The following is a 7,965-nucleotide window of genomic DNA, read 5'->3' on the forward strand; positions in this document are numbered from 1 at the left end:
GCCGGCTCGAACCGCACCTCGACATCCTCCGGCCGCAGCCCGACCAGGCACGGCTTGCCGGCCGGCACCGCTTCCGGCGCCGGGAATTCGGTGCCCGCGATGCGGATGCGACCGTCCTGCGCCGCCGTCTCGATCAAGTTGATCGGCGGATCGCCGAACAGCCGGGCGATGCGCGTGTCCTGCGGCTTGCCGTAGATGCCGGCCGGGGTATCGACCTGGCGGAAGCGGCCGTCCAGCAGCACGCCGACGCGGTCGCCTAGCGCCATCGCCTCCTTGTAGTCCTGGGTCACGTAGAGGACGGTGGCGCCGACCGCGCGCAGCAGGCGCGGCAGCTCCTGCCGCATCTCGTAGCGGATCTTGGCGTCGACGTTGCGCAGCGGGTCGTCGAGCAGCAGGACCGAGGGTGAGGAGACCAGGCTGCGGGCCAGGGCGGTGCGCTGCTTCTGCCCGTTCGACAGCTGCTTCGGCAAATGGTCCAGCACATGGCCGATGCGCAGCAGCTCTGCCGCCTCCTGCACCCGCTTCCGGATTTCGGCCTCCGCGATCCGCCGGGCCCGCAGCGGGCTGGCGATGTTTTCGAAGGCGGGCAGGTGGGGGTAGAGGGCGAAGTTCTGAAACGCCATGCCGACGTCCCGCGCCTCCGGCCCCTGGCCGAGGATCGAGGCGCCGCCGATGCGGATGTCGCCCGCCTCCGGCTGCAGGATGCCGGCGATCAGGCGCAGCAGCACTGTCTTGCCGGCGCCGGATGGGCCGAACACGACCACGAACTCGCCCTTCTCGACCTGCAGGTCGAGGCCGTCGAGGATGCGCGCCTTGCCGAAGCTCTTGCCGAGGCCGGCGATGTCGAGGAAGGCCATGATCGTCACCCCTTCACGGCGCCGAGGCTGAGCCCCTCGACCAGATAGCGCTGGGCATAGAGGGCGAGGGCCAGGGTCGGCAGGATCGACAGCACCAAGGCCGCTGCGATCTGGCCGTAATTGATGCCCGACGCGGTGATGAAGGCCAGCGCCCCGACCGTCACCGGCTGGATCGAGCTGGAGCCCAGGATCAGCGCGAAGATGAAGTTGTTCCAGGCGAAGATGAAGGCCAGCAGGGCGGCGGCGGCGATGCCGGGTCGGGCCAGCGGCACAGCGATCTTCAGGAATGTGCGCAGCCAGGAATGGCCGTCGAGGCGGTAGGCGTTCTCGATATCCTCGCTGATATCCTCGAAATAGCCGCGCACGATCCACAGGATCAGCGGCAGGGTGATCAGCTGGTACACCCAGATCAGCCCGATATAGGTGTCGCTGAGGCCGAGGTCCTGGAAGTACAACTGCAGCGGCAGCAGCACCAGAAGCGGCGGGGCGAAGCGGAAGGACAGCATGGTGAAGGCCATGTTCTCGCCCAGCCGGAACTTGAAGCGGGCGAAGGCATAGGCCGCCGGCACGCCGAGCAGCAGCGACAGCAGCACCGAGCAGGCGCTGAGGATCAGGCTGTTCAGCAGGTTCTGCATGTAGTCGATCTTCAGCGCGCCGACATTGGTGGAGAGCTCGCCGGCGATCAGGGCGGCGTAGTTCTCCAGCGTCGGGGTGAAGATGATGCTGGGCGGGCTGCGCAGGATGTCGGCATTGGTCATGAACGACATCAGCGCCACCCAGACCAGCGGAAAGAGGAAGAACAGCGCCACCAGGGCCAGCAGCACGCCGCGGAGGATCCGGCCGAAGCTCATGGCTTCCCTCCCGTCAGGCCCGGCCATGCGCGCGGGCGCGCAGGCGGAGCCATTGCTTGATGAAGACATTGCTGAGCGCGAAGGTGATCGCCCACAGCACCATCAGGATCGCGGCCGACCGGCCGATATTGGTGAAGGTGAAGGCCTCGAGATAGGCCCGCACCTGGAACAGCATCAGCCGGTCGCCCGGGCCGCCCTGGGTCATGGCGTAGACGATGTCGAATTGCTGGATGCTGTCCAGCATCCGGAACAGGCTCGCCGTCAGGATGTAGGGCAGCAGCATCGGCAGGGTGATGCGGAAGAACACGAAGCTGCGCGGCACGCCGTCCAGCTCCGCCGCCTCGAAGGGCTGGCGGGGCAGGGCGCGCAGCCCGGCCAGCAGCAGGATGGCGATGAAGGGCGTGTAGACCCAGGTGTCGACCAGCACCACGGTGAACATCGCGCTGGCCGGGTCCGACGCCCAGCGGAAATCGGTGAAGCCGAGGCTGGTGACGAAATAGCTGAGGATCCCGAAATTCGGGTTGGTCATCAGCTTCCACATCAGGCTTGCGATCGCCGGCGCCACCATCAGCGGCAGGATCAGCAGCACGCTCATCAGGTCGTTGACCAGGGTGCGGCGCACCAGCAGCAGGGCGATGCCCAGCCCCAGCAGCAGCTGCAGCCCGACGGTCAGAACGGTGTAGGTCAGCGACGCCTGGATCGTGCCCCAGAACCGCCCATCGCCGAACAGGGCCACGAAGTTGTCGAGCCAGATGATCTTGCGCCCGGCCGGGAAGGCCAGGTTGTAGCGCTGCAGCGAGTAGTACACCGCGGTGGCGAAGGGGATCAGGATCCCGATCGTGACCAGCAGCGCCGGCAGGCTCAGCAGATAGGGCAGCAGGCCGGGGCCGGTGCCGCGGCGCGTTCGGAGTGTCGTGTCGGCGGCGATGGTGGCCACGGGTCAGGTCCTCTCGGGCGGCGGTCGCTGGGCCCCGCCCCCGCCGGGGGAGAAGAGAGCGGGGGCGGGGCTGCCGCGCGGACCGGCGGGGCGAAGGCCGGTCCGCGCGGGACGGCGTCAGTCGGCCAGGCCGGCGTCCTTCAGCTGCCCGTCGATGAACTCGGCCAGCTGGTCCAGCCCCTCGTCGACCGGGATCTCCTTGGCGTACATCTTCTGCAGGCTGGCCGCCCATTCGGTGGTCAGGTTGAAGAACAGCGGCTGCGGCGTGAAGTAGATCTTCGACCCGGCGGCCGAGGCCTTGTACTGGTCGAGATATCCCGGATAGCTCTCCAGCCGCTTGTGGAAGTCGGCATTGTCCCAGACCGACTGGCGCACCGGGTTGACCAGGTCGGCCTTGGTGGCGCCGAAGGTGGTGTGCTCGGTGCCGCTGGCCCATTGCACGAAGTACCAGCCGGCCTCGGGCTGCTGCGAGAAGGCGCTCATCGCCAGCGACCAGATCCAGACATTGGGCGTCGGCGCCGTGGCGCCGGGCTTGGCGCTGAACGGGTGGTAGGCCAGGTTGCCGGCCTCCTTGGTGCCCTTGTTCTGGAAATAGCCCAGGATGTCAGCGTCGAAGATCATGGCCGAGGCGCCGGCGCCCAGGTCGTTGCCGACCTCGTACCAGGTGTAGGTGGTCCAGTTCTTCGGGCCGCCCTTCTGGATCATCTCGATCCACAGCTTGGTGAACTCCTTGGCCTCGGCGCTGTTCATCGCCGCCTTCAGCTTGCCGTCGGTGACGGCGAAATCATTGCCGCCATAGTTGGTCAGGCCCGACAGGTAGCCGGGGTGGATCGTCGCCCAGCTGCGGCTGCCGCGCACGCCGACGCCGTAGAAGCCCTGGTTCAGCGCGCTCAGCTTGCCGGCCTGGTCGACCATCTCCGGCAGGTCCTTCGGCGGCTTCATGCCGGCGGCGTCGAAGATCCGCTTGTTGTAGGCGACGCTGTTCAGCTCGAAACCCCAGGGCACGGCCCACTGCTTGGCGCCGTCGCCGCCCAGCGGCTCGCCCGGCACGCCCGACCAGGCGGTGGAGGAGCGCAGGCCCGGCAGCACGTCGTCCCAGTTATAGGCGGCAGCCGTCAGCTCCGGATTCTTGATGTACTCGTTGATGTCGGCCAGCCAGCCGGCCGGGCCGTACTGCCAGGTCTGGTAGGCGCCGGTCATGAACACGTCGTATTGCGGCGACTTGCTCGACAGGGTGGCGGTGACCTTGTCGAAATAGACGTCCTCCGGGAACACGTCGTAGCTGACGTCCAGGCCGGTCAGCGCCTTGAAGTTGTCGAGGTTGGCGATCATCGCATCCGTGTAGGGATGCTTGTTCAAGAGCAGGCTGATCTTCTTGCCGGAGAACTTCTTGAAGTCCGGGCCGGTGGCGGCCAGGGCCCGGGTGCCCGCCTGGTTCAGCAGGAAGCCGGCCGCGGCGCCGCCGAGGCCCAGCTTGGCGGCGCCGGTCATCAGCTCCCGCCGCGACAGCCCGCCGGCGAGATGGCGGTCGAACAGATCGGTGGTGCGCTTCATCGGTGGTCCTCCCAGAGTTTGTCGTTGTCAGCTGGTCTCGCGCTGCCGCCGCGGCGGCGGCCGGGCACCCCGGCGCGCGGCCATGGCCACGGCCGCGGATTCGTCGATGATCAGGTCGGTCACCATGCCGCTCATCAGCGCCGCGGTGATCGCGTCGGCCTTGATCGCGCCACCGGCGATGGCGACGACACGGCGGCCCCTCAGGTCGGCCAGCCCGACGCTCAGCGCCCGGTCGTTGACCTCGGAGGCGACGCGGCGGCCCTCGGCGTCGAGGAACTGGCCGACCAGGTCGCCGACCGCGCCCTTGGCCCGCAGGTCGTCATATTCCTCGCGGGTCAGCACGCCGGTCTGCAGCATATGCGCCTGCGGCCCCAGCTCGCCGATGCCGACCAGGCACAGCGTCGCCCGGTGGGCCAGGGCCAGCACCGCCTGGACGCTTTTCTGCGACAGCATCACCGCCTTGTCGCCCAGGCTGTCGGCGGCCATCGGCACCGGCATGAAATAGCCCTCGCCGCCGGTCTTGTCGGCCAGGCGCTGCACCACGTCGAACGGGTTGGCGGAGGATTTGCGGGTCAGGCTGCCCAGCAGCGACACGAACTTGGCCTCGGGCGCGGCGACCCGCGGCAGCCGGTTGACCAGCGCGGCCAGGGTGCGGCCATGGCTGACGCCTATCACCTTGTCGCCGGTGGTCTCGAGGTAGCGGGAGAGGTAAGCGGCGCCCTCGGCCCCGAGCGCCTCGAAGGGCTGGTCTTCGTCGTCGATCGCCGGGACGACGCGGCAGAAGCCGAGGCCGTACCGGTCGATCAGCCCGTCCTCCAGCTTCAGGCATTCGGCCGGGCGGCCGGCGATGTGGACGCTGACCAGGCCCAGCTCCTCGGCCAGCGAGATCAGCCGGTGCGCCTTGACCCGCGACACGCCCAGGCGGTCGGCGATCTCGCCCTGGGTCAGGCGGCGCACATAGGACAGCCACGCGGCGCGCGTGGCCAGGCTGACCTGCTCATCCATCCCGTCGATCCGGCTCCGTTGACTGGAGTGTAATTTTTTACACCGACTGAACAGAATTTCATCGTGGCGCGGATCGAGGCTGCCGTCAACCCTCGGAGGGGCGGGAGGCGGGATTGAGGCGGCGCTTAACATTCGCCGGCAACCGGGCTAGCTTGCCGGCGGCCGGGCAGGGGCCTCGGGCGGCGCAGACAGAATTCCGGAGCGAGCGGTGGTTGCGAACATTCTCCATGATCTTCCCGTCGGCAAGCGCGTCGGCATTGCGTTCTCGGGCGGTCTGGACACCAGCGCCGCCGTGCACTGGATGCGCTCCAAGGGCGCGCTTCCCTGCGCCTACACCGCCAATCTCGGCCAGCCGGACGAGACCAATTACGACGACATCCCGCGCAAGGCCCTGGCTTATGGCGCCGAGACGGCGCGGCTGATCGACTGCCGGGCTCAGCTGGTGGCCGAAGGCATCGCCGCCATCCAGTGCGGCGCCTTCCATATCAGCACGGCCGGCGCGACCTATTTCAACACCACCCCGCTGGGGCGTGCGGTGACCGGCACCCTGCTGGTCGAGGCGATGCGCGAGGACGGCGTCGACATCTGGGGCGACGGCAGCACCTACAAGGGCAACGACATCGAGCGGTTCTACCGCTACGGCCTGCTGGTGAACCCGAACCTGCAGGTCTACAAGCCCTGGCTCGACCAGCGCTTCATCGACGAGCTCGGCGGCCGCAAGGAGATGAGCGAGTACATGGCCGCGGCAGGCTTCGAGTACAAAGCCTCCGTCGAGAAGGCCTATTCGACCGACAGCAACATCCTGGGCGCCACGCATGAGGCGAAGGATTTGGAGTTCCTGAACACCGGCATCAACATCGTCAAGCCGATCATGGGCGTGGCGTTCTGGCGCGACGACGTGGCGGTTAAGGCCGAGACGGTGTCGGTGCGGTTCGAGGAGGGCCGGCCGGTCGCCTTGAACGGACAGGGCTTCGACGACACGCTGGCGCTGTTCACCGAAGCCAATACGATCGGCGGGCGCCACGGCCTCGGCATGTGCGACCAGATCGAGAACCGGATCATCGAGGCGAAGAGCCGCGGCATCTACGAGGCGCCGGGCATGGCGCTGCTGCACATCGCCTATGAACGGCTGGTCACCGGCATCCACAACGAGGACACGATCGAGCAGTACCGCAGCAACGGCCGCCGCCTGGGCCGGCTGTTGTACCAGGGCCGCTGGTTCGACCCGCAGGCCCTGATGCTGCGGGAATCCGCCCATCGCTGGATCGCCCGCGCGGTGACCGGCGAGGTGACGATCGAGCTGCGCCGCGGCAACGACTACTCGCTGCTCGACACCACCAGCCCGAACCTGACCTACGATCCGGAGCGGCTGACGATGGAGAGCGGCGCCGGCGCCTTCACCCCGGCCGACCGGATCGGGCAGCTGACCATGCGCAACATGGACATCGCCGACACGCGCGAGAAGCTGTCGGTGTACTTCCGAACCGGGCTGCTCGGCGGGTCGGACGACAGCCTGTCCCTGCCGCAGCCGGGCGCGGCGAAGAAGCCGTAACCGACGAGGGCGTCCGCCGGACGACGGAGGCCTTCAGACGATGTGATCGGACGCAGAGCCCCGCCTTACCAAGGCGGGGCTCTTGCATTCCGGGCTGCCCCATCGGCATTTCTCCGGTGACCGAATGTCGATCGTTCTTGCCTGTTCGGTCTTTCGATTTGACTGATCAGTCATTCCGAGTCAGCCTGAGGGCAACGAGACTGTCTTTCGAGGTCGCCGGGATGGAGATCTTCGACCTCGCCGTCATCGGGGCAGGGGCCGTGGGGTGCGCGGTGGCGCAGCGGTTCGCCCTGAACGGCGCCCGCGTCCTGGTGCTCGAGAAGGGCGCGGATATCCTGTCTGGCGCCAGCAAGGCCAACAGCGCGATCCTGCACACCGGCTTCGACGCGCCGCCCGGCAGCCTGGAGCTGGACTGCGTCCGGCGCGGCCATGCCGAATACCTGGCGCTGCGCGAAGAAATGAACCTGCCGCTGCTCGAGACCGGCGCCATCGTGGTGGCCTGGACCGAGGAGGAGGAGGCACGGCTGGGCGAGCTGGAGCGCCAGGCGCATCTCAACGGCGTGGCTGATGCGCGCATCCTGTCCGTCGCCGAGATCCGCCGGATCGAGCCGCATCTGTCGGATCGGGCGCGGGCCGGGCTGCATGTGCCGCGGGAGCACGTCATCGACCCCTGGTCGCCCTTTCTCGGCTACGTGACCCAGGTCCGCGCCCGGGGCGGCGAGATCGTCTTCGATGCCGAGGTCACGGGCGGCGGCTTCGATGGCGAGGCCTGGACGCTGGAGGCGCCGCCGCACCGGTTCCGGGCCCGGTCCGTGGCCAACTGCGCCGGGCTGTTCGGCGACCTTGTCGACCAGAGGCTGCTGGGCGCCAGCAGCTTCGAGATCCGGCCGCGCAAGGGGCAGTTCGCGGTGTTCGACAAAGCGGCCGCGCGGCTGCTGACCTCGATCATCCTGCCGGTGCCGTCCGAGCGGACCAAGGGCGTGGTGCTGTGCCGGACGATCTTCGGCAATGTCCTGGTCGGGCCGACGGCCGAGGAACAGTCGGACCGCCTGCGCGCCACGGTGACAGAGCCGGAGCTGCGGGCGCTGCTGGCCCGGGCCGGGGAGATCCTGCCGGCGCTGCGCGGCATGCCGGTCACCGCCGCCTATGCCGGGCTGCGGCCGGCCACGGAGAAGAAGGAGTACCGGATCCATCATGACCCGGCGCGGC

7 protein-coding genes are annotated in these 7,965 nt (G+C 68.3%); 2 read left to right on the forward strand and 5 right to left on the reverse strand.

Translation table 11 applies throughout. The features are described from left to right. The 5 genes from P409_RS19945 to P409_RS19965 all read right to left on the reverse strand — a co-directional run. The coding region (locus tag P409_RS19945; protein WP_034842325.1) for an ABC transporter ATP-binding protein at nt 1–857 on the reverse strand (857 nt) is incomplete at its 3' end. 5 nt (nt 858–862) lie between these two features. After that, nucleotides 863–1,708 carry a carbohydrate ABC transporter permease gene (locus tag P409_RS19950; protein WP_034842284.1) on the reverse strand — a complete coding sequence of 282 codons (846 nt, stop codon included), beginning with the start codon at nt 1,706–1,708 and terminating at the stop codon, nt 863–865. Nucleotides 1,709–1,721: 13 nt separating this feature from the next. Continuing rightward, the gene (locus P409_RS19955) at nt 1,722–2,645 is read right to left on the reverse strand and encodes a carbohydrate ABC transporter permease (RefSeq protein WP_034842289.1); all 924 of its coding nucleotides are present in this window, start codon (nt 2,643–2,645) and stop codon (nt 1,722–1,724) included. Between the two features lie 117 nt (nt 2,646–2,762). After that, nucleotides 2,763–4,199 (reverse strand): extracellular solute-binding protein, encoded by a 1,437-nt coding sequence (locus P409_RS19960; RefSeq protein WP_034842294.1) that lies wholly within the window; start codon nt 4,197–4,199, stop codon nt 2,763–2,765. Nucleotides 4,200–4,226: 27 nt separating this feature from the next. Continuing rightward, nucleotides 4,227–5,204, reverse strand: a complete 978-nt coding sequence (locus tag P409_RS19965; RefSeq protein WP_052120995.1) for a sugar-binding transcriptional regulator — start codon at nt 5,202–5,204, stop codon at nt 4,227–4,229. A 208-nt stretch (nt 5,205–5,412) separates the two neighbouring features. Between P409_RS19965 and argG the strand changes: the two genes are divergently transcribed. Both argG and P409_RS19975 read left to right on the forward strand, forming a co-directional pair. Next, a complete protein-coding gene (argG, locus tag P409_RS19970; RefSeq protein ID WP_034842297.1) occupies nt 5,413–6,756 on the forward strand; it encodes an argininosuccinate synthase in 1,344 nt (447 codons plus the stop codon). A gap of 221 nt (nt 6,757–6,977) precedes the next feature. After that, nucleotides 6,978–7,965 (forward strand): NAD(P)/FAD-dependent oxidoreductase (locus tag P409_RS19975; protein ID WP_034842321.1); only part of this gene is annotated, 988 nt, incomplete at its 3' end.

This window comes from Inquilinus limosus MP06 (assembly GCF_000767795.1).
In the GTDB taxonomy this organism is placed as follows: Bacteria; Pseudomonadota; Alphaproteobacteria; order DSM-16000; family Inquilinaceae; genus Inquilinus; species Inquilinus limosus_E.